The sequence below is a fragment of the Stenotrophomonas sp. YJH_SMC_6 genome, assembly GCF_059371335.1.
The window spans coordinates 72239-98600 of sequence record NZ_JCAFUM010000002.1 but is presented as its reverse complement, the minus strand read 5'-3'; the positions used below and the strand labels follow the sequence as shown (position 1 = coordinate 98600).

Annotated in this window: 14 protein-coding genes; 9 read left to right on the top strand and 5 right to left on the bottom strand. The window is 62.3% G+C overall.

From position 1 onward, the window contains the following. Positions 1 to 109: 109 nt before the first annotated feature. Positions 110 to 913, bottom strand: coding sequence for an SDR family NAD(P)-dependent oxidoreductase (locus tag AC5P9N_RS02195; protein WP_049450745.1), 804 nt, complete (start codon positions 911 to 913; stop codon positions 110 to 112). 156 nt (positions 914 to 1069) lie between these two features. Between AC5P9N_RS02195 and AC5P9N_RS02190 the strand changes: the two genes are divergently transcribed. Then, a complete protein-coding gene (locus tag AC5P9N_RS02190) occupies positions 1070 to 1969 on the top strand; it encodes a GlxA family transcriptional regulator (protein WP_239498881.1) in 900 nt (299 codons plus the stop codon). Positions 1970 to 2102: 133 nt separating this feature from the next. On the opposite strand, the gene AC5P9N_RS02185 is transcribed toward AC5P9N_RS02190, so the two are convergent. Further along, on the bottom strand, positions 2103 to 3056 hold the full coding sequence (locus AC5P9N_RS02185; RefSeq protein WP_208180439.1) for an alpha/beta fold hydrolase: 954 nt from the start codon (positions 3054 to 3056) through the stop codon (positions 2103 to 2105). A gap of 168 nt (positions 3057 to 3224) precedes the next feature. Between AC5P9N_RS02185 and AC5P9N_RS02180 the strand changes: the two genes are divergently transcribed. The 3 genes from AC5P9N_RS02180 (at position 3225) to AC5P9N_RS02170 (ending at position 5144) form a co-directional block, all read left to right on the top strand. Continuing rightward, entirely contained in the window at positions 3225 to 3794 is a 570-nt protein-coding gene (locus tag AC5P9N_RS02180) for a TetR/AcrR family transcriptional regulator (protein WP_005409679.1), read from the top strand. 62 nt (positions 3795 to 3856) lie between these two features. Beyond that, a complete protein-coding gene (locus tag AC5P9N_RS02175) occupies positions 3857 to 4333 on the top strand; it encodes a nuclear transport factor 2 family protein (RefSeq protein WP_099484622.1) in 477 nt (158 codons plus the stop codon). 79 nt (positions 4334 to 4412) lie between these two features. After that, entirely contained in the window at positions 4413 to 5144 is a 732-nt protein-coding gene (locus AC5P9N_RS02170; RefSeq protein WP_099484621.1) for a hypothetical protein, read from the top strand. A gap of 17 nt (positions 5145 to 5161) precedes the next feature. Here the strand turns inward: AC5P9N_RS02170 and AC5P9N_RS02165 are convergent, their stop codons facing one another. The 3 genes from AC5P9N_RS02165 to AC5P9N_RS02155 form a co-directional block, all read right to left on the bottom strand. Beyond that, positions 5162 to 5632: a hypothetical protein gene (locus AC5P9N_RS02165; protein WP_049450666.1), complete on the bottom strand. Its 471-nt coding sequence runs from the start codon at positions 5630 to 5632 to the stop codon at positions 5162 to 5164. Continuing rightward, positions 5633 to 5989, bottom strand: a complete 357-nt coding sequence (locus AC5P9N_RS02160; RefSeq protein WP_099484620.1) for a hypothetical protein — start codon at positions 5987 to 5989, stop codon at positions 5633 to 5635. A gap of 458 nt (positions 5990 to 6447) precedes the next feature. After that, complete coding sequence (locus tag AC5P9N_RS02155; protein WP_099484619.1) at positions 6448 to 7203, bottom strand: tetratricopeptide repeat protein; 756 nt, start codon at positions 7201 to 7203, stop codon at positions 6448 to 6450. A gap of 888 nt (positions 7204 to 8091) precedes the next feature. On the opposite strand from AC5P9N_RS02155, the gene AC5P9N_RS02150 reads away from it, so the two are divergent. The 5 genes from AC5P9N_RS02150 to AC5P9N_RS02130 all read left to right on the top strand — a co-directional run bounded on the left by AC5P9N_RS02150 (position 8092) and on the right by AC5P9N_RS02130 (position 26215). Then, positions 8092 to 14388 carry a calcium-binding protein gene (locus AC5P9N_RS02150; protein ID WP_164212693.1) on the top strand — a complete coding sequence of 2099 codons (6297 nt, stop codon included), beginning with the start codon at positions 8092 to 8094 and terminating at the stop codon, positions 14386 to 14388. Positions 14389 to 14600: 212 nt separating this feature from the next. Continuing rightward, complete coding sequence (locus AC5P9N_RS02145; RefSeq protein ID WP_099484144.1) at positions 14601 to 16763, top strand: type I secretion system permease/ATPase; 2163 nt, start codon at positions 14601 to 14603, stop codon at positions 16761 to 16763. After that, positions 16760 to 18181 (top strand): HlyD family type I secretion periplasmic adaptor subunit, encoded by a 1422-nt coding sequence (locus tag AC5P9N_RS02140; RefSeq protein ID WP_099484145.1) that lies wholly within the window; start codon positions 16760 to 16762, stop codon positions 18179 to 18181. The genes AC5P9N_RS02145 and AC5P9N_RS02140 overlap by 4 nt, the downstream gene beginning before the upstream one ends. 91 nt (positions 18182 to 18272) lie before the next feature. Next, positions 18273 to 18797: a transporter gene (locus AC5P9N_RS02135; protein WP_099484162.1), complete on the top strand. Its 525-nt coding sequence runs from the start codon at positions 18273 to 18275 to the stop codon at positions 18795 to 18797. 152 nt (positions 18798 to 18949) lie between these two features. Beyond that, the gene (locus AC5P9N_RS02130; protein ID WP_239498922.1) at positions 18950 to 26215 is read left to right on the top strand and encodes a calcium-binding protein; all 7266 of its coding nucleotides are present in this window, start codon (positions 18950 to 18952) and stop codon (positions 26213 to 26215) included. The last annotated feature ends 147 nt before the right edge of the window (positions 26216 to 26362 follow it).

The window sequence follows — 26362 nt, the reverse complement described above, 5'->3', positions numbered from 1 at the left end:
CAGGCAACACGCGTTAACAATCAGCAGGGCGGGGAGCGTAGCGCTCAACGCAACGCCGCCCGGCCATCGCTCCATCCCCTGCACCGGGCATCTGCAACCCGTTTGCCGGTCAGACCCTGCTCATATAGCGCTGTGCCGGCTGCGCACGCGAAAGCCCCGGTGCCATGGCTTTGCGTGCATGCTCGAAGGCGTCCCACTCAGCGATGTCCGGAAGCGCCGGAATGGTCACACGTTCGCCCTGTGCCAGCCCGGCCAGGGATGCATCCACCATGTCCTCGGCGCTCATCACGATGCCCTGCGGCAAGTGCTCCACCGGCAGGCCGGAGAGGTGCCAGAAGTCCGTTGCGGTGGCCCCCGGCAGCACAACCTGGACGCGCACGCCCTTGTCGGCCAGCTCATGGTGGAGCGACTGCGAAAACGCCAGAACGAACGCCTTGCTTCCCGCGTAGACGCCGTTGAGCAGCTCGGGCGCCAATGCGACGATGGAGGCGATGTTGATGATCGTGCCCCGGCCATGGGCCACGAACACCGGGGCGGCGGCGTAGGCCAGGCGCATCGCGGCGTTTACGTTGAGCGTGATCATACGCTCCATCTCGCCGATGTCCGACTGCAGCAGGGGAGCCGTTGCGCCGATGCCGGCATTGTTGACCAGCAGTCGGATATCCGCTCGGTCTCGAATGACCTTCTCAACTTCGGCAAGCCCGTCGGAGGTGGTCAGGTCGGCCGCGACAATGTCCACTGCGCGGCCGGTGCTGCGGGCCAGTGCTTCGGCCAGTTGGCGCAGGCGGTCGCCGCGTCGCGCAACCAGGATCAGGTCGTATCCGGCGCGGGCCAGGCGATCGGCATAGACCGCGCCGATGCCTGACGATGCGCCGGTGATGAGAGCGGTGCCTTGAGGGGTAGGGTTGTTCACGGTGGTCAGTCCGAAGCGGCGGGCGTCGCCGGGGTCAGGGCCAAATCTAGGCCGGCTTGTGAATGGCGTAAATGTCGTATATACCTCGCTTACGGCCACCCCTGAAAAACCGTCATGCTCAGTGTTGGATTTGTCCTGCCATCCGGGTTCCAGACCATGGCGATCGCAGCTGCGTCCGCCTTCGAACTGGCAAATGCCACCGAAGGCGCGCGCCTTTACGATCTGCACATGCTCTCCGAACAGGGCGGGCTGGTATCCAGCTCGCTTGGCATGGCCATGCAGACGGCGCCGCTGGCTCAGCAGCCGCTGGATACTCTGATCGTGGCCGGCCTGCTGGAGCCAGCCCCGTCCACCGGCACGCTGATCGAGCTGATCCGCCAGGGGGCCACGCGCACGCGACGGACCGCGTCAGTTTGCACAGGCGCCTTCATTCTTGGCGAAACGGGGCTGCTGGACGGGCGGCGCGCCACCACGCACTGGTTCCACGCCCGTGCGCTCAAGCAGCGCTTTCCCGCCGCGCAGGTGGAGGAAGATCGCATCTTCATCACCGATGGCCCGATCTGGACTTCCGCCGGCATGAGCGCGGGGCTGGACCTGGCGCTTGGCATGATCGAGAACGACTTCGGTGCGGAGTTGTCCAGGGCGGTGGCCCGGAAGCTGGTGGTCTACCACCGCCGTGGAGGCGGGCAGTCCCAGCATTCGGTGCTGCTCGAGCTGGATGCCCGGTCCGATCGCATCCAGAATGCGCTGACCTTCGCGCGTGGCAACCTGCGCGCCACCTTGTCGGTTGAAGAACTGGCCCAGGCCGCACATCTCAGCACCCGTCAGTTCAGTCGCGCGTTCCGCGAAGAAACCGGGCAATCCCCTGCGAAGGCGGTGGAGAGCCTGCGCGTGGAGGCCGCTCGCGTGCTGATCGAGCAGAGCCGCTACACGATGGATGAAGTCGCGGCCGAAACGGGCTTCGTTGACACCGAACGCATGCGAAGAGCGTTCCTGCGCGCCTTCGGCCAGCCCCCGCAGTCCCTGCGGCGCAACGCACGGGGCGGGGCGGACTGAGTTCGTCTTTGCGGGGACCTGTGCGGAGCCGAGCCATGCCCGGCTGCCGATGTCCGACACGAAAAGGGCCGCATGGAGGCGGCACCCTGCAGGATGAAACGGGCTCCGGCGCAGTGCCGGAGCCCCCTGTTGCTCACTTTTCCTGCAGGAACGTCAGCAAGTCCTGGTTGACCTTGCCCTTGTGGGTGTCGGTCAGGCCATGCGGCGCACCCGGGTAGACAATCAGCCTGGCGCCCTTGATCAGCTTTGCCGACTGGCGGCCCGAGATATCGATCGGTACGATCTGGTCGTCATCACCGTGGATGACCAGCGTTGGCACATCGAACTTCTTCAGGTCCGCGCGGAAGTCGGTGGCCGAGAACGCAGCGATCGAATCGTAGGTGTTCTTGTGGCCGCCCTGCATGCCCTGCGCCCACCACGCATCGATCAGCCCCTGCGACACCTTCGCGCCCGGGCGGTTGAAGCCATAGAACGGGCCCGACGGAATGTCCTTGTACAACTGGGCGCGGTTGTCCATCTGTGCCTTGCGGATGCCATCGAACACTTCGATCGGCAGGCCGTTGGGGTTGTCGGCGCTCTTCAGCATGAACGGCGGCACCGAGCTGATCAGCACGGCCTTCTTCACTCGCCCGGTGCCATGCCGGCCGATGTAGCGCGCCACCTCGCCGCCACCGGTAGAGAAACCCACCAGGGTCACATCGTGCAGGTCCAACGTATTGATCACCGTGGCCAGGTCATCAGCGTAGTGATCCATATCGTTGCCGTCCCACGGCTGGCTGGAACGACCGTGGCCACGACGGTCATGCGCGATCACGCGGTAGCCATGATTGGCCAGGAAGAGCATCTGCGATTCCCAGCTGTCCGAATTCAACGGCCAGCCGTGGCTGAAGGTCACGACCGGGCCGTCCTTCGGACCCCAGTCCTTGTAGTACAGCTGCACGCCATCGGCGGTGGTGATGTAGCTGGCGGTGCGCGCGATGGCGGTGACCGCCGCCGGCTTGGCCGGCTTGGCGGCCTGTGCGGACAGGCCGGCCTGGACCGAGAGGGCGAGGGCGGCAACGGCCAGTGAGCGGGCGAGGGTATTCATGCGGGAACTCTCATGGGTGGGTGGTGAGACGTACTTTGCGCCTGCAATCAGGCGTCCGGGTGATGCACTGTCCGGATTTCTTGATAGATCGTCTTGCACCGATGTGCTCGCACGAATCGCCCGCCACCGCCTGTTGACGAGGGAGAATGATCGTTCCACCTTGTGGCCATGAGCAAGGCCACCACCGACACCCAACAGAAGATCCTGGCCACGGCCGAGGCACTGATCTACCAGAACGGGATCCACGCCACCGGCATGGACCTGCTGGTGAAGACCTCGGGCGTGGCGCGGAAGAGCATCTACCGCCATTTCCAGAACAAGGACGAGGTGGCCGCTGCTGCGCTCAGGGCGCGCGATGTGCGTTGGCTGGCCTGGTTCCGGCAGGAGTGCGACAAGGCGGACACTCCGGAAGCGCGGATCCTCGGCATGTTCACCGTGCTCAAGAGCTGGTTCCAGTCCGAGGGCTATCGCGGTTGTGCGTTCATCAATACCGCGGGCGAGGTCGGCGACCCGGCCGATCCGATCCGGCAGATCGCGCGTGATCACAAGCAGAAGCTGCTCGATTACACATTGGAACTTGCCGGACAACTGGATGTGGAGCAGCCGGCGGTACTGGCCCGTCAACTGCTGGTCCTGATGGAAGGCGCCATCACCCTGTCGCGCGTGATGGGTGATTACGGCGCCGCAGATACCGCGAAGGATGTCGCGAAGCTGTTGCTGGAACAGGCCAAGCGTTAGCGCCTGAGTACGCCAGATCCTTTGAAGCAACCCGTGTGTCCATTTCGATTGGAGGTCTCCCCGTGTCCGCTGAACAACCCCGTCCGCCGCTTCCACCGTTCACCCTTGAATCGGCCACCCAGAAAGTGCGTCTCGCCGAGGATGGCTGGAATTCCCGCGATGCCGACAAGGTGTCGCTTGCCTATTCGCTCGACACCCAGTGGCGTAACCGTGCCGAATTCACCAATGGCCGGGAGGAAGCCCGGCAGTTCCTGGCACGCAAATGGAACAAGGAGCTCGAGTACCGCCTGATCAAGGAGCTCTGGGCCTTTACCGAAAACCGCATTGCTGTCCGCTACGCGTACGAATGGCACGACGACTCCGGCAACTGGCTCCGTTCCTATGGAAACGAGAACTGGGAATTCGGCGCCGATGGCCTGATGCAGCGCCGCTTCTCGTGCATCAACGACCTGCCGATCAAGGAAAGCGACCGCAAGTTCCATTGGCCGCTGGGGCGTCGCCCGGATGATCATCCGGGGTTGTCTGAGCTGGGTATGTGATTCCCGCTGAGGCGCTATCCGAAGCGCGCTCGGGTACGATGAGACCGCCGGCATCCGCGCCGGCGGGCAAGGGGGCGCAATGGACATGCAGGCAGGAGACGGATTCGATCCTCCGGCAAAGACCGATTCGCAGGAACTGACATTCCACTGGCTCTACCAGCGGGTGCAGGGGCTGGCCGAGCACAGTATCTATCCGAAGGCCGGCAGGATCGAGACGTGGTCGTTCCGCGCCGGAATAGTGGCCGCCGTCGTCGGCGTGCTCAGTAGTCAGCTGCCGGATCGATGGGTTCCGCTCACTGTTACTTCTCCGTTCGTCACGGCATGCCTCGTGGTGGAGCTCAGTAGTTTCGTTGTGGCCGGCATTCTTGCGGCCCGCAGGGGTATCCGCCAGTTCAGCCAACCGCGGCTCTCGCACGCCCAGGAAATGGACACTGAGTTCGCTCATTGGCAAGTCGTGATTACTGACCTCCGCTGCTTCCCCAGGGTCGAGCGCGAGCGGCGACTCAAGTTCGTCAGCACCTTGCGCACCAACATGATCGAACGCATGGGCATGATGTATGGCGGTCTGCAGAGGCTTGGTCCATTCCCGCTGCTGATCGCGTTCTACCTGCAGTTCCGTGAATGGAAATGGGGCGACTGGGCAAGTGCATTTGACATCAGCCTACTTAGTGCACTGCTGATCTTCGGTATGGTGCTGTTGTACGCCGTGGGCTGGATGCTGATCGGCCTGCGCACCCGCCTGGACACTTATGTCGCCCTGCTTGAGGGCTCCATACAAGAACCCGAACCGAACGTGGTTGCGCCCTTGTAGAGCCGAGCCATGCTCGGCTATTCCGTCACACATCGCGCCCCATCAGGTACTCCACCAGCGAGAACCCCCAGCATCCGATCCATCAAAACGGGCTCCGGCACACCAGCAAGCACTTGTTCCAGGTAGTCCAATGGCTGCAGCTGCCGTTGCAGCAGCGCCCGTAGCTGCAGAACGTCGGGCGCTCGCTGTTCCACATCCCGTGTTGCCTGCATCAGCAAATGCTGAGAGCGCCTCTCCAGCCACAGCACCGGAACGCCTCTGCAGAGAATCTGGAAAGCGCCGTCTTCATGCCGTTCGACGAACTGGAAGCCCTGCCTCGGCCGTGCCTCGACGAACTGGATCGCCTGGCGACGCAGCTGCGAATAGCGCTCACCGGAGGTGCTCTTGAACGCGAGAGGCGAGGGCATGAGGCGCGCCGACAACTGACGCTGTGCCGCAACCAATGAGGCGATGCACAGCGCCACGGCCGCCCAGCGGTGCCACGCCACTCAGCCCTCCGGCTGCAGGCGCGCGCTGGCGTGCGCGGCGAGTCCCATTCCGGCCATGATCAGGCCTTCCATGACCCGCGGGCCGACGTACTGCTCCAGTTCGCCGTTCTCGCGGGCGCGCTGTGCGGCCAGCAGGATCTCCAGGACCACGCGTAGCCCGGCCAGCGAGCAATCGGTATCTGCCAGGGCGATGCGTCGGCCGGGCATCTGATGGTGCTCTGGCCAGGGCTGACCATCGGATGCGGCGCCGGCGCCGATGCTGTGCAGCAGGGCGATGAGCGTGTTCGGGTCCAAGGCAGGACCGTTGGCGGACACGTCGTGGATCGGATGCGGGGCAGGGGAGTGGGGCTGGGTCACGGCTGGGCTCCTTGCGTGCATGCAGAAGCCGCCACCGATAAAGGTGGCGGACGGTGCGAGGTTCGAAACCCGGTCTACGCTAAAACCGGCAGGCACAAGGCCTCCGCGCACCGCCCGCCATAGCCGGCCGACGGATTGCCAGCCGGCACCACCTGATGGGTGATGCCGGCTGGCAAGCGTTTACTTCAGCGTAGAACCGGGGTTTCGAATCCCGACCACCGATGCACGGTGGCACAGCAAGGAATACGCGGACCTATGCGTGATGCCAATGCAGTAAGGCCGATGCCGTCACCACTTTCAACATTTTCAGAATCGTTGCATGAGGCGCAATGAGGCGGGAGCCATGCCCTGCAAGGCTATCGGCGATGTCGGTGGTGCAGTCCTGCGTGCTGTCGGCATCCGCCCGGCGAGGCCGTGAACGAGGCGGATGCGACAGGATCGCCAAAGGCCGCCAGGCGTCAGTAGCCCTTCAACGCAACCTTGGTGCGTTCCAACCACACGGCATTGTGGCTGCGCGCATGCCGCGACCAGTGCTGGGCATCATCGATGATGCTGGCGAACAGGCTGCGGGCCTGCTCACGATCGTCGGGCTGCGGCTGTGCCATCAACCACTCGGCGTACAGGCAGCGGGCGGCGGCATCGTTTCCGCATTCCACGGCTCGCTCGAACGCGGCACGGGTGCCGGGCGCTTGGGCAGCCGCCAGTGCCTGCGCGTAAAGCAGGGTCTGTTCCGGCTTGCGGCGCACATCCGGATGGCGGGCGAACAGACCGTCCAGCGTCTCCGCCGCAAGCGCGGGCTGGCCGGAATCGAGGTGGGCACGCGCCAGGCCGGTCAGAATGTAGGGATCGTCGCCCAGCGGCGAGCTGGCTGCCTGCTCTAGCAGGGTTCTGGCTTCCTCGGCCTGGCCGGCATCCAGCAGCGTCATGCCCAGGCGAACCCGATTCTGCACGGTGGGCGTACGCGCCAGTTCGGCACGCGCGTTGCGCAGGTCCTGGCCCGGGTCCATGAGTTGCTTGGCGGAGCGGATTGCCTGCCGCGCGCCGCGCGAGTTGCGGGCTTCCGGGAAGTAGATCGCCAGGAAGTAGACGATGCTGCCGAGCAGCGGGAACGAGAAGAGCAGGATGAGCCAGTAGAGGCTCTGGCCCGAGCGGATGGCGTGCACCGCGAAGTAGATGGCTGCCAGTACGTGGAGTCCGATTCCGATATAGGGCATGTGTGCCGCCTCGTCCTTGTGAGGGGTGGAACTATAGTGGGGGAGGGGTGGGCGCCAATGGGTGGGCGATTGGGCGTGACGCGTCACGTTAATTGAATCAAATTCTGCTGAGCGCGCGCGCCGCGCGACTCGTGATAAGGGATGTTTATCGGGGGTAGAGGGGCGCCCATCTTCTGGCCCGTATTGGACAGCTGCTGTGAGCCCGATGCCGCGCCCTACATTGCCCGGCAAATCACACATCCACCTCCGAAGACGCGATCAGCTTGGTGACTGGGGCTACGGCGGCGGGCAAATAGGATAGTAGCGGCGGTAGCCGGGATGGGGATGTGCTCAGCTACCATCGGCCCGCCACCTAGGTCGAGTCTTTGGCTATGCATGGATTGTGCGGTCGAGGCGATGCTGGATCTGCATGCAGCGGTGTCAGAGAGTGTCAGCGGTCTTCCTGGGCTCGGGATGCGTGTGGAGGTGGTCACGCAGGGTGCGGTGTTTACCTCGTCAAACTTGTGCAGTCGAAGCCCTGCAACATTAGGTCAGTAACTGGCGGACTGATCACGACCAACGCCTGCAGAATCTCCCCATTGCCGAGTACGCAGCCAGCATGCAAATATGCGCCGGGGAGACAGGGGTTGCCACGATGAAAAAGAGGGGAAGGCATTGATTCTGTTCAATATCACCGGCATGCAATGTGCTGGTTTTGCCCCCGCTATGGCTCTGGTTCGAGTCACATGCCTGGTCTGAACGTCCGTCGCGCCGCCGCGCGCACACGCACCGGCCTCGCGCCATTCTCACAAGAGCCCGTATCTATGATCATCACTTCATAGCCGGCAATGGCTGCATTCCGTTTCAATCGGTCCGATCGCATTTCCATCTCGACTCCAAGGAAAGAAAATGACGTACACGGCAGTGCAGATGCAGTCACTCTTGGTTGGCCTGTCCCGTCAGTTGGCGGCATTGTACGGACGGGAGTTGAAACAAGCCGGAATAGAGATTTCGGCTCTCGGCAATAGTTCGCCCGATGAAGAGGTCGCTCTGCGCATCAATGAAGCCTATGCACGGGCAAGTGCACAGGCCATCGAGCTGGTCCGCATGTTCGGGCAGATCCCCGATCTCGCCGGCGATCCGGCATGGCAATCGCTGCAAGCGAACTATCTTGATAGCTTCGAGAACATCGTGGAGCGCATCCACGATGATGGACGCCTGCACGTCGACAAGCTTAGTGATGTGCTTGGCATTCTTGATCAGGCGACGGCAATCAAACTCCCTGGAACAGCCGGCACCATTGGCGAGATGGTCGGTATTACAGGAGGTGCAATCCAGACCGCGCTGGACGTCGGCGACCTCATCATTGCTGCGCGCGATGGCGACTACAGCACGATGGCGACAGTGCTCACTATGGGAGTCGTCGGTACCTTAATCGATGCGACCCTAGGCCGCTTCCCGTATCTCGGCCCACTTTTGACCGCGACCGGAATAGTCGGGCTGGTAGAAGACGCATTCGAGGATTCTGCATCGGCCGGCTTCCAGCGGATATTCGGTGACAGTGAGATGCGCTATATGGTCGAGCGCTGCTATCAGCTCTATGGGCAGGGCTTCCAGCAGTTTGATGGAACCGAGCTTGCAGCACTGTTCGGCACTCTTGGAAACGACCAAGTGTTCGGAATTGCCGGGAAATCAAACATCATCGGTGGCGGCAGTGGAAGCGACGGTCTGTACGGCGATGCGCTCGCAGACGTCCTGGGCGGTGGTACCGGCAATGACATATTGGATGGGCACGGCGGCGATGATGTGCTGGAGGGTGGAGACCACAACGATGAACTGTGGGGTGGCACCGGCAATGACCGATTGTACGGTGGAAGCGGGGTGGACACCTATGATTTCAAAGATGAGGATTTTGCCGAAGGCGCCACCCGCGACATCATCGTAGATGACGATGGGCAGGGTGTCATCCTGTTCAATGGCGCGGCGTTCGGTACCGATCTCGGCAGTGGCGCGGTGCACAGATATGGTGCGCAGGGCTTCTATTGGAGAACTGCAGATGACAAGTTCAACCTGCTGCTCGGTGCACTCAATGAGGATGGAACGCGATCGCTGATTATCGTGCACCGTGCAACCAACAGCCGCATCGTGGTGGAAAAGTGGGTCGACGGACATCTAGGGATCACTCTACCCACCTACAATCAGCCCGGAACTCCGGAGAACCCGATCACGGAAACCAATGGCGATGACCTTGTAGGTCGCGATGGCGATTCAAATAGCGTCGCCAGCGGTGATGACAATATCCGGGGCCTGGAGGGAAATGACGGTATCGATGGCGGCTACGGCGATGACTACATCGACGGGGGCGGTGGTGACGATCTGCTGCTAGGCGGGCCGGGCGAGAATCACATTACCGCCGGCAGTGGAAACGACATCATCCTGAACGGCTCGTTCGCAATGAACTGGCGCACCGCCGAAGAGATGGGTATGTCACTGGAGTACTTCCAAAGCCAGTATGCCGGGCGACCTGTCCATGCGTATGGCAATGGATGGTTTGCTAAGTACAAGAACGACCAGGCTTTCGATCCGAGTGACAGGCTTGGCCGGCTGGGGGGCTTGGAAGTCTATGCATGGGGTTTTAGCGGCACAGGTATCTGGGGATCGCTTGACGCGAACCAGTATCGCAATGGTAGGGATGTCATTGATGCTGGCGCGGGTGCCGATACCGTAGCTTCAGGCGAAGGAGACGACGTAATCGATGGTGGATCGGGGAGTGATGTACTGATTGGTGGCCATGATGCGGATCTCATCAATGGTGGCGATGACGACGACCTCATCCTTGGCGATGTCCTAACCGCCATGAATCCAAGTTTGATGTACGTGCTGGGCGACGTCTCGAACCTCGCGAATATTGCGGGGGCCGACATCATCGATGGTGGTGCAGGCAACGACCTCATCTACGGGCAGGGTGGTGCCGATATCTTGAGTGGCGGCGACGGCAATGACGAGTTGTGGGGAGATCGACTCAACGACAGTCTGGACGATCCAGTGTATTCGCCTGGTCCTACCGGCAACGATGAACTGGATGGCGGCGCTGGCCAGGACCTCCTGATAGGCAACGAGGGGAACGACACACTGTCTGGTGGGGCCGGAAACGACGATCTATTCGGAGATGATTGGTTCACGCCTGAAGCCCTCCATGGAAACGACTTTCTGGATGGCGGGGAGGGTGATGATCGCCTCCAGGGCAACGGCGGCAATGACCAGCTCTACGGCGGCGAGGGTAACGACGCCCTGTTCGGTGGAAGCGGCAATGACAGCCTCAACGGCGGAGGGGGCATCGACCAACTGCGTGGCGATGCCGGTGACGACCGCCTATCTGGCGGCGACGATGATGACCGGCTGTTCGGCGATGACGGAAACGACACCTTGTCGGGCGACGCGGGCTACGACGAACTGTCTGGCGGCACGGGCAATGATGTGCTCAACGGTGGCGACGGCGGCGACGCGTTAAACGGTGACGTAGGTGATGACGTGCTCAACGGCGGACGTGGAGATGATCGCCTCGAGGGCGGCGAAGGCAATGATCGACTCTACGGAGACGAAGGCTGGGACTACCTTGGCGGGGGCAGTGGCAATGACGTTCTGGATGGGGGCGCTGGCGGGGATACGCTGCAGGGAGGCGAGGGCAATGACGCGCTGATGGGCGGAGACGGTGACGATGGCTTGATCGGCGATGATGGCGCGGACATCCTGCTGGGCGGCTACGGATGGGACTATCTGGACGGCGGCACGGGCGATGATGTTCTTCGCGGTGGTGCGGGGAGCGACCAGCTGATGGGCGGAGACGGGAACGACACTCTCGAGGGTGGTGCAGGCAACGATACTCTTCAGGGTGGCGCGGGACTGGACGCCTACCGTTTCGAAGTTGACGCGGGACATGATGTCATCGACGACCGTGATTCGGACAGCATCATCCGCCTCGCTTCGGATATCGACTTCGATCATGTGGCTGTGAAGCGCAGTGGTGATGACCTGATCATCAGCATGCCTGGCAATAGCGAGTGGTCCCTGACGTTGCGTAGTTACATGCAGGCGGAAGAGGGCAGTGCGCCCTCCATCTACTTCCATGACGGCCGCGTGTTGACTCAGCAATGGATCCGCGAAGCCCTGATCCAACCCACTTCTGGTGATGACGTCCTGGTTGGGTACGAAACCCCGGATTCCCTAGCGGGGGGGGAAGGTGATGATTCCCTGTCAGGCCAGGCGGGCGCTGACGTTCTCGATGGTGGGGCCGGTAACGACTGGCTCAGTGGGGGGAGGGATGACGACATCCTACGCGGCGGAGACGGCGATGACTTCCTCTTCGGTGATGAAGGTAGCAACACGCTGTACGGTGGTGACGGTAATGACACGCTAGACGCACGTAACGGCGCTGCGCTGATGGATGGCGGTGCCGGCGAAGACAACTTGAGTGGTAGCGATGGGGACGACACCTACCTGTTCCAACGTGGCAACCAGGTGGATTGGGTGCGCTACGGGACCCATGATGGTACCGACACCCTGCGGCTTGGCCCCGGTATAGCGCTGTCTGATCTGGAGTTTGTCCTTGGTACCAACATGTTTACCGGGCTATCCCTCAGCATCCGCATAAAGGGCACCGACGATGTCTTCAATATCTATACCGCGCTCGGCAATACCGAGGCGTCTGTCACCAGCTCGGGCGAGATAGATCGCGTCGAATTTGCCGATGGTAGCGTCATGCTTGCCGACGACTTCTACGCCCACGTGGTTGCAAACGCCATCCAGACCGGCGAACCCGAACAGTCGCGCGTGGGAACTGCTGCCTCCGAGGTGATGATCGGTGGCGACAACGGTGAGTTCATCTATGGAATGGGTGGGGATGACACCATCACTGGCGGTTCGGCCGGAGATAACATTCGTGCGGGCCTGGGGGACGACGTCGTACATGGCGGGGCAGGTGACGACATGCTCCGCGGTGGGGAAGGCGCTGACCAACTGCATGGCGGAATTGGTGACGACACGCTCATAGGTGGCTTCGGTGACGATAGCCTCCACTTCAATGCAGGCGATGGTCACGATACGATCATGGATGCATGGCCCTATGGCTCGCCCTATGACGATCTGGACGGAAGCGGATTCGATCGCCTGTATCTGGGCGAAGGCCTGACACCGGCTGATGTAGTCGTCACCCGCAATGGCGAAATTGGACTGACCTTGCATTTCGCAGGCCGCTCTGATGACCTCGTCACCTTGGATAATCAGCTCTCTTTCGGAGAGCTCAGTGGCGGCGCAGTCGAAGAAATTGTTTTCGCCGATGGGACCACTTGGACGACGCAGGATCTGCTTGCAAGATTGGACACAGCACCTACCGTCAATCGCACGCTGGCGCCGGCCCCGGCAGTGGCGGGCCGCATCTTCAGCTACACACTCCCCGCCGATCTGTTCAGTGATAATGGGTCGCTAACTTGGGAGGCCCGTAATCAGCCGGAATGGATGCAGTTCGACGCGACGACGCGCACGTTGAGCGGCCAAGCGCCAAGCGACTGGAGTTCTACTTACGGGGTCCACATCGTCGCCACGGACGCATTCGGGCAGCAGGCCGTCGCGAGCATCACGATTGTGGGGGCTGCATCGCTGATCAATGGCACATCCTCCAGCGAAGATCTCACCGGAACCTGGAAATCCGATGTGATCTACGGCTACGAAGGAAATGATCGGATCGATGCCGGTGGCGGGGCCGATTTTATGTACGGCGGCAAGGGGAACGACAGCTACAGTGTGGACCACGCCAGCGATCAGGTCATCGAGCTTGCCGGGGAGGGCGTCGACAGCGTGTTCTCTACTGTGACCTTCACGCTGAGTGAGAATGTTGAAAATCTGACACTGAGCGGCACCAATGCGATCGACGCGACCGGCAATTCGACCGCAAACACTATTCGCGGCAACGAGAAGGCCAATCGTATTTGGGGGCTGGCCGGTGCGGATGTGCTTGAGGGTGGCTCGGGGGACGATTACCTATATGGTGGCGAAGGCAACGATGAGCTCACTGGAGGTGCTGGTCGCGATCACCTCGACGGCGGCTCAGGCAATGATGTTTACAACCTCGGCGCAGACGATGATGTCATCGTTGAGCTGGCCGGAGAGGGTATTGACCTGGTGCGAACCTCTGTCTCCGGGTACACCTTGGGCGCACACCTGGAGAATCTGCAGGTGAGCGGCTGGGGGGACGGAAGCGGTAATGCGCTGGACAACGTGATAACCGGAGATTACGGCAACAACCGTCTGTGGGGCATGGATGGTGATGACGTGCTGGATGGCCAGGGAGGCCGGGACGGCCTAACAGGGGGGCGAGGCAACGACACGTACGTGGTGGACGATCCCGGCGATTGGATCGTTGAGCTGGCCGGCGAGGGTATCGACACGGTAAAGGCTTCTACGGACTATACGTTGAGCGAGGACCTGGAGAACCTCAGCTTCCTCTACTCCCATGGATTCACCGGCAACGGCAATGCGGCAGACAACGTAATGACCGGTAACTCTGGCGGGAATACGCTCAATGGCCTCGGGGGCAACGACACCCTGGACGGTGGCGAGGGCTGGGACCGGCTGGTCGGTGGCGATGGCAGCGACACCTATCTCATGGGATCGGGCTATGGCACCGACACCATCGTGGAAACTCAAAGTCAGGCTGGCGACCATGACGTCGCGCGCTTCAGCGGGGTATCGCACGACCGCTTGTGGCTGATGCGTGCGACCGGATCCAACGATCTGTCGATCAAGGTGTTGGGCGGACAGGAGACCCTCATCATCGAGAACTGGTTCCTTGGCGACCAGCACCGAGTCGAAACGATCGAAGCTGATGGCATGCTCCTACAGGCCAGCGAAGTGCAGGCGCTGTTCTCGGCCATGCAGCAGCTGGGCAAGTCCAACGGAGATATGCTCACCACCGCCGAGCGTCAGGCACTGCAGCCAGCGCTCGAGGCGGCCTGGCGGCCCAGCACCGGCAAGACAACGGTACCTAGGACGGAACATGGGGAGCTGAACAGCCTGGTCGCCGCAATGAGCAGCTTCGGCATGGAGGCCTCTCCCCTTCCTCTCCTCGATGGAGTCTCCAATGTGCCCTTGCTGATACAGGGCGGCGCTATCGGTCGGTCATCCGCATATGCCATGGAGGCGGCGGTGTAGTCGCACAACGCACAGCTCCATCGCACCTGCCTGAGGGGGGCGCACGCAGAAAGATGAGCTCGGGCGCTGCGCCCGTGCTGAGTGCGCCCCCCAACGCAGCAGCTTCCAGCTACGCCTCAGGCCTCAAGGGTTGCCGCCACTTGACAGGGAACTTTGGTGACCCCAATCTCCGCGTCGGGGTTGCGCACAATGGAAGCTGCGCAGGGGATTTTATGTCAGAGGGAGACGCGGCACTTTCGGTGCCGGGGGTAGCGCGTGCGCAGGATCAACAGGATCTGGCGTTGCGTGGTCTGGTACTGCTTGCTCAATTTCATGGCATTGCGGCCGACGCCAGTCAGCTGGCACACGACGCTGGACTGGGCAATGCCCCCATGGACGAAACGACCCTGGTCCTGGCGGCCCGCAAGCTGGGCTTCAAGGCGCGGATGGTGTCGACGCCCTGCGCGCGCCTGGCGTTGGCCAACCTGCCTGCGCTTGCACTTGGTGAGGACGGTGATGCGTTCATCATCGCCCGCATCAATGGCGATCAGGTGCTGATCCACGATCTGGCCCAGAAGCGCCCGTTGAGCATTGACATGGCCGCGCTTCGGCAGCGCTACCGGGGGCGCCTGCTGCAGGTCGCATCGCGGGCGTCGGTTCTCGGCGAGCTGGCCCGGTTCGATTTCAGCTGGTTCATTCCAGCGGTGATCAAGTATCGGAAGATGCTGCTGGAGGTCTTCATCGTCTCGTTCTTCATCCAGTTGTTTGCACTGGTCACGCCTCTGTTCTACCAAGTGGTGATGGACAAGGTCTTGGTGCATCGCGGCCTGACAACACTGGATGTGATCGCGATTGGGCTGGTGTCCATCGCCATTTTCGACGTCGTGCTGAGTGGGCTGCGTACCTATGTGTTCGCCCATACGACCAGCAAGATTGACGTCGAGCTCGGTGCCCGCCTGTTCCGGCATGTACTGGCGTTGCCGCTGGCGTACTTCGAATCCCGACGTGTGGGCGACACCATTGCCCGCGTGCGCGAACTGGAGAACATCCGTAACTTCCTGACCGGGCAGGCGTTGACCTCGGTCCTCGACCTGCTGTTCACCGTGGTGTTCCTGGCCGTGATGTTCTACTACAGCGGCTGGCTGACTCTTATCGTCGTGATCTCGCTTCCGCTCTATGCGCTTGTTTCGGCAGGCATCACTCCCGTGCTGCGCAAGCGCTTGGATGAGAAGTTCGCACGCGGCGCGGACAACCAGTCCTTCCTGGTCGAAACCATCAGTGGTATCGGTACGGTCAAGGCCAGTGCGGTCGATCCACGGGTGACACGCACCTGGGACAGCCAGCTGGCAGGATATGTGAATGCCGGATTTGGCGTCACCAAGATCGCGACCGTCGGCCAGCAGAGCGTGCAGCTCGTGCAGAAGCTGGTCAGTGTTGCCATCCTGTTCTGGGGGGCAAAGCTGGTCATTGATGGCAAGCTGTCACTGGGCCAGCTGATCGCCTTCAACATGTTGTCTGGACAGGTCGCCGCGCCGATCATCCGCCTGGCCCAGCTGTGGCAGGACTTCCAGCAAGTGGGCATTTCTGTCCAGCGTCTCGGCGATATCCTCAACACCCGCACGGAACTGCCTGGCAGCCGGATGGCACTACCGTCCATCCGTGGCGACATCACCTTCGAGCAGGTCGGATTCCGCTATCGCCCGGATACCCCGGAGATTCTTGCCGGTATCGATTTGCACGTGCCGGCCGGGCAGGTCATTGGCATCGTCGGGCGTTCGGGCTCCGGGAAGAGCACGCTGACCAAGCTGGTGCAGCGCCTGTACACGCCCGAGCGCGGACGAGTGCTGGTGGATGGGCATGATTTGGCCCTGGCCGATCCTGCCTGGCTGCGGAGGCAGCTGGGCGTGGTACTGCAGGAGAACTTCCTGTTCAACCGCAGCGTGCGTGAGAACATCGCACTCAGTGATCCGGGCATGCCGCTTGAACAGGTGATCAAGGCGGCGACCCTTGCCGGCGCCCACGAGTTCATCTCGGCGCTGCCTGAGGGTTATGACACCAAAGTGGGGGAGCATGGCGCGGGCCTGTCGGGTGGCCAGCGGCAGCGCGTGGCGATCGCCCGTGCGCTGATCACCGATCCCCGCATCCTGATCCTGGATGAGGCTACCAGTGCCCTGGACTACGAGTCCGAGCATGCGGTGATGTCCAACATGCGCGAGATCTGCAAGGGCCGCACCGTCATCATCATTGCGCACCGCCTCTCCACCGTGCGCAGGGCCAACCGCATCGTCGTCGTAGACCGAGGTCGCATCGTCGAGAGTGGAACACATGATGAGTTGCTGGCTCAGCCACTCGGGCACTACGCGCAGCTGCATCGCCTTCAGCAGGGGGCGGCATGAAGCACATCCATGATGCGGTGCGCATCTTCACCGCGCGCTACCTTGCCGTGTTCCGTAGCGCTTGGCAGGCCCGCCACGAGATGGACCCGCCTGCGCGCGAGGCCGACGAGCGCGCCTTCCTGCCCGCCCACCTGGAACTGATTGAAACCCCTGCGTCGCCCACCGCACGGTGGACGCTGCGCATCATCATCGCGTTGTTCTGTGTGGCGGTGCTGTGGGCCAGTCTTGGCAAGCTCGATATCGTTGCTGTGGCTCCCGGGAAAACCGTCGTGGACTCAAGGACCAAGGTGGTGCAACCGGCGGAAACCAGCGTGGTGCGCCGGATTCTGGTGCGTGACGGGCAGGCGGTCAAAGCAGGGCAGGTGCTGATCGAACTTGATGCCACCTCCACGTCCGCCGACGTGGCCAAGGCGGACGATGCATTGTTGAACGCGCGCATGGCCGCCCTACGCCTGCGTGCCCTCGCCGAGGCCCTGGAAGATGGTACAGCGCCGGTATTCCATGTTGATCCAGACCTGCCGGCAGACCGGGTACAGGCCGAGCAGGCGCTGGCCCGAAGCCAGTTCGAGGCGCTGCAGGCCAAGCGCCACAATCTGCAGGCCTTGATCGCACAGCGCCGTGCGGAACTGAAAACCACCCAGGCCTCGGTGAAGCCGCTGGAGGAGTCGGCGCGCATCTCCCGCCTTCGCGCCGATGACTACCGCAGCCTGCTGGAGGGCAACTACGTGGGGCGTCACGACTATCTGCTGCGAGAGCAGGAGCGTATCGCGGGTGAGCGCGATCTTGCCGCGCAGCGCAATCGCGTGCAGGAGATCCGGTCGGCCCAGCGGGCTGCCGAAGAAGAACTGAGGGTGCTGGTGGCCGACTTCCGCCAACAGACCCTGGACGGATTGCGTGAGGCGCAGGAGCAGATCGGACAGATGACGCCTGAAGTATCGCGAACAGGGCAGCGCGACCACCAGATGACCCTGCGGGCGCCTGTCGATGGAACTGTGCAGCAGCTGGTCGTACATACAGTGGGTGGTGTGGTTACTCCGGCGCAGCCCCTCTTGGCCGTCGTCCCCAGCGAGGAATCACTGGAGGTCGAAGCTACCATCCTCAACAAAGACATCGGCTTTGTGCGCACCGGCCAGGCGGTAACCGTGAAGGTGGAGAGCTTTCCGTATACCCGCTACGGCTACCTGACAGGGAAAGTAGTGAGCGTCTCCCATGACGCCATGCAGGACGAGAATCTCGGCCTGGTCTTCCCGGTACGGGTCAAGCTCGACAAGGCCACCCTGCAGATCGACGGGGTGCGCGTGCGCATGACCGCGGGCATGAGCCTGAGCGCCGAGATCAAGACCGGGAAGCGGCGGGTCATCGACTACCTGCTGAGTCCATTGCGCCAACATGCAGGCGAGGCGCTGCGAGAGCGCTAGCAACAGCCGCTCCTGCCATTCCCTGGCCCAATCTGCGACAGCCCGGGAATGCTCCCGGATATCCATGACACAACCTCTCAAGAAGGCTTTCATGTCTGGCATGAATGATGGGCAGCAGCAACGCAACACACAATGGGGCAGCGTCTCGCGGCTGTTCTGGCCTGCAATGGCAATGAGCGCATTGTTGGCGGCAGGTGCTCACGTGCTGCACCGCACAGGGGCCTACCCCCACGCGTTGCTTGATAGTGCTGGCACCGATGTCCGGAGTTGGCTGTACGTGGCACTAATGTATCTGGTCACCATTCCAGTGCTGTTTTTCCAGATGAGACGACGGCTCGCGGGCTATCCCGTGCCCTGGAACCCCGTGCTCAAGCGTTGGCTGCTGGGCGCCTTTTCGCTGGTCCTCTGCAGCGGGCTGATGCTGCTGCCGGTGATCGTGCTCATCGTTGGCAGCAGCGCTGCTGGACGCGGCATGGGGCTGTATCACTTATTCACTGGCAGCCTGTTCGGCACGTTCCTGGTAGGAACTGTTCTTGCCTACGGGGCGGCAATGGCTGCCTGGTTATTGCTGGTCGGAACTCCCAGGCTGCTCTTTCCCAAATCTACCGCGCGCTAGGCGCGGCGCAGTGGCCGTTCCGACGCGTAGCCGAGTCCGGACGTGCCACCTGCTCTGAGCAGTTCTGCAGGATCGCCCCACTTGGAGCGCTCTCCCTGCACGCATGTGTGTCATCCCTTCTCTCTGGCCTGATTCAACAAGGAGTGTGAACCGTGGCAACTTCCGTCATTACGCTTGAAGAAATTCAACAGAATGCGGGTGATCTCGCAGGACATCTGAATAATTTCATCGGTGGATTCTACGACGCATACAACAATGGCTATGACCTAGCCGTTGCGCAGGGCCGGTCGTCGTTCGACGCCCAGATCGCAGGGTTGGAGAGCGGAATCCGGGCCAACGCGCACTATGCAGATCTCAACGCGCAGCGCTACGCCAACAATCCAGACCTCAGCTTCTCCCAGACCTACCAGAATCTGGCCAATCACTACAACGCAATGGCTGACAGCCTGGTAACCCAGAGCATCCACACCCAGGATCAGCTCAACGGCTTCCTGGGGAACATGAAGACCCAAGCATTGAGTGACCTTGGCACCTTCGGCAACAGTGCTGCCGGCAGAGCCCTCGGAGAGTATCTGGGGCCGGCGTTCGACGCGTACCAGATCGGCCAGGCAGCGCTGAACCAGGACTGGAACGGCCTGGGCAAGGCCGGTACCAGCCTGTTGCTGGCAGAGGCCTTCGGCTATGGCGCGATGGCGTTGCTGGGCGCCTTCGGCCTCACCGTCGGCCTTCCGGTGACCATTGCCATCGGCCTGGCCGCCGTCCTTGGCGGCTATCTGGGTGGCATGCTGTGGGACGAAGTAAACGGACCGCTGCAGGACAAGCTCGGTGAACTGGGCGATTCGATCCGGGGCGACGACTACCGTATTGAGCGCTACGATCCCATCGCCCTGGACCTGGACGGAGACGGTGTTGTATCGACCATCGTTGATGGCGATCTGTCCGGCCCACTTTTCGACTATGACGGCGACGGCATTCGCACGGCAACCGGTTGGGTCGGAGCGCGCGACGGGCTGCTGGTGCGCGATATCGACGGCTCTGGTGCGATTGAGAATGGTAGCGAACTTTTCGGCGACCGTACCCGCCTGCGCAATGGTCGCCTCGCTCTCAACGGAATGGAGGCGCTAGCCGATCTCGATTCCAATGGCGATGGGTCCATCGACGCAGCCGACGCGGCTTTCAGCTCGCTGAAGATCTGGCAGGACGGCAATGGCAATGGCATCAGTGAATCAAGTGAACTGAAGACGTTGGCGGAACTGGGGATCACCCGCCTTTCCACGAACTTTGTCGGCAATGGACCCGCCAGTGACGACGTGCCGGGCGGCAACCTGATGGGCACCAGCAGCTACACCCGCGTGGATGCAAACGGGGTGGAATCTACCCGGTTGATGCAGGATTTCAACTTTGACGCCGACACCATCCACAGCCGCTATGTGGACCGTATCGTGATTCCGGAGGCGCTGGCGGGACTCGCGAATCTTCAGGGTATGGGCATGCTGCGGGACCTGCGTGAGGCGGCCTCGCTGTCGCCCGCGCTACTCCAGGCAATCCAGGCATTCTCCGCAGCGACCACGCGCAGCGCCCAGCGTGAACTGCTGGGGGAGGTGCTCTACCAGTGGGCACGGACGAACCCCAGATTCAGCGATGAGAGCATCGCCCTCTACATGAGCGGCGGACGCTATGACGAAAACTCGGAGAATGTGATCCGCCTGCGTCCCGGCGAGCAGGTATTTGTCGGTGAACCCGGCAGCATGGATGAGGCGTATACGCGCAAGGTGCGTGTCGTCGAAGCCATCCTTGGCATGGAACCCATCAGCGCCGTCTTCTGGGGTACCGAGAACCTCAACAACTATGGCCGGGTCTACGATGCCTTCTTTGAAGGCAGCTACGCGCAGCTTGCACTTCAGACGCGCCTGCAGGCTTACATCAACAAGGTGACGTTGACTATCGATACCGTCACCGGAAAGACGGACGTGGACTTTGCGCCCGTCGACACGGTGCTGCTGTCCCGCTATGCCGCCGATCGCACCAACGCTGCAATCGATCTGGTGGAGCTGGCCAGGGCATTGCCGCGACAGGTATCAGGTGCGGTTACCTGGACTCAGGGCGAAACGCTGCTGCGTGCGTGGATGGCCGAGAATGCTCAGGACGCAACCTTCATCCAGTCGCTGGAACAGGTCGGACTGCGTCGTGGCATTGGTGGGACCGGAGATGACACGATTCTCGGCGGGGACACGCCGGATGTATCCGAATTCATCTCTGCAGGCGCTGGCGACGACGTGGTGTTCGGGGGCCAGGGCCGCAACATCGTGCGCGGCGAGGCCGGTGATGACGTCCTGTATGGCGGCGCGCAGCAGGATCAGCTCGACGGTGGCGCGGGCGCCGATACCCTGCACGGCGGCGCTGGCGACGACTCGCTTGACGGCCGTGACGGCCGCGACAGGCTCTTCGGTGGCGCGGGCGCTGACTCACTGAACGGTGGTGCCGGTGACGACCGCATCGATGGCGGCGCAGGCGATGATTATCTGGATGGCGGCACGGGCAATGATCTCTACGTGTTCGGCCGCGGGTCCGGCCATGACCGCATCTACAACCATGATGCGTCGCAGGGGCGCATCGACGTGCTCGAAATGGGCAGCGGTGTTCTCGCTTCAGACCTGAAGGTCTGGCGCAGCGGCGACTACCTGTGCATCCAGATCAGCGGCACGGATGACCGGATCGACATCCAGAACTACTTCCGTGACGACGGCAACAGCGCCTATCGCGTGGACCTCATCCGCTTTGCCGATGGCACGCAGTGGACGATTGCCGATGTAAAGCAGATCGTGCTGGTTCCTACCCCCGGGGTGGATGACCGGTACGGGTACGAAAGTGACGATGTGATCCAGGGCGGCGATGGCAACGAGTGGCTCAGTGGCCGAGGCGGCAATGACAGCCTGGCCGGCAGAGGCGGCGCCGATCGACTCAATGGGGATGATGGCGACGACGCGCTCGACGGCGGCACGGGCAATGACCATCTGTCCGGCGGGGACGGCGCCGATCTGCTCCTGGGCGGCGAGGGCGACGACTATCTCGACGGTGGTAATGGCAACGATCGGCTGGAGGGCGGTGCCGGCAATGACACTCTCCAGGGGGGGAGCGGCAACGACAGGTACATCTTCGCCAATGGTTTCGGGCGGGATGTAATCAACAACTATGATGCAGCGGCCGATCGCCTGGATACCGTCGAGTTCCTGCCTGGCATCGATCCTGCTGACGTGCGTGCCACTCGGGTGGGCAATGACCTGCTCCTTCAGCTTGCCAACGGCACGGACATGCTGACGGTGCAAAACTATTTCGGAGAAGACGCTGCGGGTCCCTCCCGGATCGATGAGATCCGCTTCGCCAACGGTGCCTCGTGGTCGGTGGCCATGATCAAGTCGATGGTCCAGGCTGCCACGGTCGGCGATGACGTTCTGCGCGGCTACGAGGGCGACGATGTTCTGCTTGGCTTGCAGGGAAATGACGATATCTCCGGCGGCGCGGGCGCTGATCAGCTCTCCGGTGGCGAAGGGGATGACCTGTTGCAAGGTGAGGCAGGCGACGATCTGATCCGAGGCGAAGACGGAAACGATACGATTACTGGTGGTGAAGGAGCCGACCAGATCTTCGGCGGTAATGGTATGGACGCGTTGTACGGCGGAAGCGGCGCGGACATTCTGGAAGGCGGTGACGACCGTGATTGGATGGCAGGGGATCAGGGAGACGATCTGCTGCTCGGCGGCGGTGGCGACGATGAATTGCTGGGTGGTTCTGGCAACGATGTACTGGCCGGTGGTATCGGAAACGACGTGCTGGAAGGCGGTGAGGGCGACGACGAGTACCGGTTCTCAACCGGCGATGGTCGCGACCGGATCGTAGACGACGCCGGCGCATCGACACTGCGACTCCTGGGTGTCGTCGAGAGCAGTGTGTTCATGCGCCGGGAGGGTTCGACCCTGGTTCTCCGGATCGATCAGAACGGCGTGGATGAGATTCGTGTCGACGGCATCTTCGATGCGGTCAGTGGACTCGCAACGCGTGGCCTGCGCTTGATCATCGGCAACGCAGCTCCCCGCTGGATGGATGCCTCCGCTCTTGATCAGCAGGTACTGGTGGCTACCAGCCATAGCGACGTAATCGTCGGCAGTGCATTGGGGAACGTCATTCACGGCGCCGATGGCGATGACCAGCTCCTCGGCGAGGGCGGGGACGATCTGCTGGAGGGCGACAATGGTGACGACCGGCTGTTCGGCGGAGAAGGTAATGACACATTGCGCGGCGGCGCTGGTGCCGACGTCCTCGACGGCGGGGCGGGTGCCGACCGATCAGAGGGTGGACAGGGCGATGACGTCTACATCGTGGATGATGCCGGTGACGTGGTGATCGAAGCCGCCGCGGAAGGAAGGGACACCGTGCACAGCTCGGTGAACCACGGGTTGGCAGCCAATGTGGAAGATCTCCTGCTTACCGGAAACGGGAGCATCGATGGAGCCGGCAACGAACTCGCCAACGTCCTGAACGGCAACGAGGGTGCCAACCGGCTGGACGGTGGTGCCGGTGATGACCAATTGTTCGGCGGCCAAGGTAATGACCGCCTGCTGGGGGGCAGTGGCAACGATGTGCTGGATGGCCAGTCCGGGGACGACCACATGGAGGGTGGTGCCGGTGATGACGTCTACCATGTGGACAGCCAGCTGGACAGCATCGTCGAGCTCGCGGGCGAGGGAGTCGATGTCGTGCATGCCACCAGCGACTACGCTCTGTCGAGCAACATCGAGCGGTTGGTGCTGGTGGAGGCGAGCGGTGCCATCACCGGCACCGGCAGCGCTGACAACAACGAACTGACAGGCAACAGCAACAGCAATCGCCTGGACGGCGGGGCAGGGGCCGACCGCATGCTGGGTGGCCTGGGCGATGACACCTACGTGGTCGACCAGACGGGCGATGCCGTGGTTGAACTCGCCGGTGAAGGCCACGACACGGTCGAATCCAGCATCGATTATGTACTCGGCGATACTCTGGAAGACCTGGTGCTGACCGGCGCCGGCAACATCAATGGTACCGGCAACGGCGGCAACAACCAGCTGACCGGCAATGCAGGCAACAACCGCCTCGACGGTGGCGCCGGCGGCGACCGCATGCAGGGCGGCGAGGGCGACGATTACTACATCAACGACAGCAGCGGTGACTGGATCGTCGAGCATGCCGGGGAGGGCGTCGATACCATCGAGCGACGCTATGAAACGAACCTGGTGCTTGCCGATGAGGTCGAGAATCTGATCCTGGCCGCCGGCGTCCAGACCGGCAACGGCAATGGGCTGGACAACGTGATCACTGGCAATGCCGGCGCCAACACCCTGGGGGGCTGGGATGGCGAAGATCTGCTGTACGGTCTGGATGGCAATGATTCGCTGTTTGGTGGCAGTGGCAGCGACACGCTGTACGGTGGCAACGGCAACGACTATCACGATGGCGGCGAAGGTATCGACCGCATGGAGGGCGGTGCCGGCGACGATATCTATATTGTCGATGACAGTGGCGACGTGGTGGTCGAGGCCGTCGGCGCTGGCAAGGACCAGGTCCAGTCGAGCGCCTCGTACGTGCTGTCGGACAACATCGAGAACTTGTTCCTGACCGGTGCCGATGCCATCAATGGCGGTGGCAACGCACTGGACAACTACCTTGCCGGCAATGCGGAAGCCAACATCATCCACGGGATGGGTGGCAACGATACGATTGTCGGAGGAGGTGGCAACGACACGCTGGTCGGCGGCAGCGGCGATGACAAGTACGTCTTCGATACCAGCAGCGGCACCGATACGGTGGACAACACCGGCGGAGGCTTCGACGGCGTGTTCTTCACCGGTGGCATCAGCCGTGAGCGGATCTCGTTCAGCCGCGACGGCAACGATCTGCTGATCACGTTGGACAACGCCGCCACGCCGGCCGTACGTGTCACCAACCACTTCCTAGGTGGTGACGCCGCGATCGACTATGTGCAGCCGGATGGCGGTTCGTACCTCACCACCGCGCAGATCAATCAGATCGTCGCCGGTGGCAGTACCGGCGGGCAGTTCGACCAGGTCATCCAGGGAACCGCGGCCGGCGAACAGCTGGCAGGCAGCGCTGGCAAGGATCTCATTGAAGGCCTGGGCGGCGCCGACACACTGTTTGGTATGGGCGGCAATGACACCCTGCGCGGTGGAGACGGGAATGACTACCTGTCCGGCGGCAATGGAAGCGGCAGCGGCTCGGGCGATGATCGCCTCGAGGGTGGGCTGGGCAATGACACCTTGCGTGGCGAAGATGGGAGCAACGTGCTCATTGGCGGCACAGGTGATGATCAGTACGTCTACGGCGGCGGCATCGATGTCATCGACAATACGGGTGGCGGTACGGACTGGCTGATCTTCCAGAACGACATCACCCTGTCCAAGCTTGCCTTCGCCCGTGATGGCGACAACCTGGTGATCACCATCAACGGCAATGCCAATCAGAAGGTCACCGTCACCAATCACTTCATGGGCGGGGACATGGCACTGGACTACCTGCAACCCGCAGGAGGCTCGGCGCTGAACACGGCGGCCATCAATGCCTTGGTGCCGGGTACCGGTAGCGGGAATCCGGGAGGTGGCAACGACGGCGACTATCCCTCACAGATCTCCGGCACGGGGGCCGGCGAGCAGCTGGTGGGTACCAGTGGCCGTGATCGCATCCAGGGTCTCGGCGGCGACGATACACTGTTCGGCATGGGCGGGGATGACAAGCTCGACGGCGGCGACGGCAACGACTATCTGTCCGGTGGCAATGGCAGCTTCAGCGGTTCGGGCAACGACATCCTGATTGGCGGCGCGGGCGACGATCAACTGGTGGGCGAAGACGGTAACGATATGCTGTTCGGTGGCGTCGGCAACGACACCTACTTCTACCGCGCTGGCGGTGGCGTGGATACCGTGGACAACACCGGCGGTGGTACCGACTGGCTGTACTTCGACGGAATCGCTCGCAGCCGCCTGAGCTACTACCGTGATGGTGATGATCTGCTCGTACGGGTTGACGGTGACGCTGCTCAGCAGATGCGGGTGCTCAAGCACTTCCAAGGAGGGCAGTACGCTATCGCGTTCGTACAGCCAGGAGACGGAGGCAATGCCATCTCGGCGTCTGCGATCGCCGGCCAACTCAAGCCACTGCCGGCCGCAGCCTCGCTTGCTTCTGTCCGCACGATGGACACGTCGGCCAGTGCTGAAGTGCGGCAGCTGATCGACGCCATCAGTGGCTTCACCGGGGACGGCAGCACAGGCTGGAGTGAAACGCAGGGTCTCGTGCCCGAGCCGCTAATGGGCCATGCCGGCTACGAACAGGGACGTGCCTTTAGTGCCTCCATGCACTACAGCCCGTGACGAATCGGATGCCGAGGCGCGTTGAGGGCGCCTCGGCATCTGGCTAACGGCGGATAGCTTTAGGTCCCTGGCTAGGCGACGATAGATGTCTGCCTCTGGCAGCAAAGCAGACATTGCTGGGGTGGGCGATTAGGAAGATTTATCGGG